The organism is Gemmiger formicilis (genome assembly GCF_016901605.1).
Classification (GTDB): Bacteria; Bacillota; Clostridia; order Oscillospirales; family Ruminococcaceae; genus Gemmiger; species Gemmiger formicilis_B.
This window is the reverse complement of sequence record NZ_JACJKP010000364.1, coordinates 1-695: the sequence shown is the minus strand read 5'-3', so window position 1 is coordinate 695 and position 695 is coordinate 1. Positions and strand designations below refer to the sequence as shown.

1 protein-coding gene is annotated in these 695 nt (G+C 61.0%); it reads left to right on the top strand.

Annotation, left to right across the window (positions count from 1 at the left end; translation table 11 throughout):
- On the top strand, window positions 1-641 hold a 641-nt coding region (locus H6B10_RS14880; protein ID WP_243427416.1), incomplete at its 5' end, for a DUF7601 domain-containing protein.
- Window positions 642-695 lie beyond the last annotated feature (54 nt).

Below are 695 nucleotides of genomic sequence, written 5' to 3'. Positions count from 1 at the left end.
CGGTGCAGCCGCCGCTGGAACTTTCCTACTATCACAACAACCAGATTCTGGAATACGGCCCCACCGTACCGGGTGACCCGGTGTTCTTTGTGGTTCTTTCCGGATGGTCCCGGCTGAAGGTCACCCAGAACTATGCCGCAGGCCCCTACCAGGGCCTGAAAATCAACCTGGGGGACCAAAACCTGACCAACCTGTTTGCCCGCAGCACCATTGTCCAGGTACGCAACCAATCCACCCGGCTGGTACTGCAAAAGTTTGTCACCGGCCCCCTGGGGGATACTGCACGAGACTTTTCCTTTACCCTTTCTTTGCGGGATGACCTGGGCGACCCGGTGACCGGCAGCTACGGAGGCCTGACCTTCGATGCGCAGGGTTCCGCCGAAACCACCCTGTCCGACGGCGGAGAAGTAACGCTGCGCGGTCTGCCTGCGGGCACCCTGTGCACCATCACGGAGGAAGCCGTTCCCGATTACGAAACCACCGTACAGGTGGACGGCGGAGAACCCGCAGCTGCACTGGAAACCACCGTCACCCTGCACGAGGGGTTGAACACCGTGTCCTTTACCAACCGCAGTACCCTCACGCCGTCGGACAGGGTGGTTTCGGCGGAACCCTGCGCATCGAAGGTCAGGCCTCCGTAGCTGCCGGTCACCGGGTCGCCCAGGTCATCTGTCTCTTATACACATCTCCGAGCT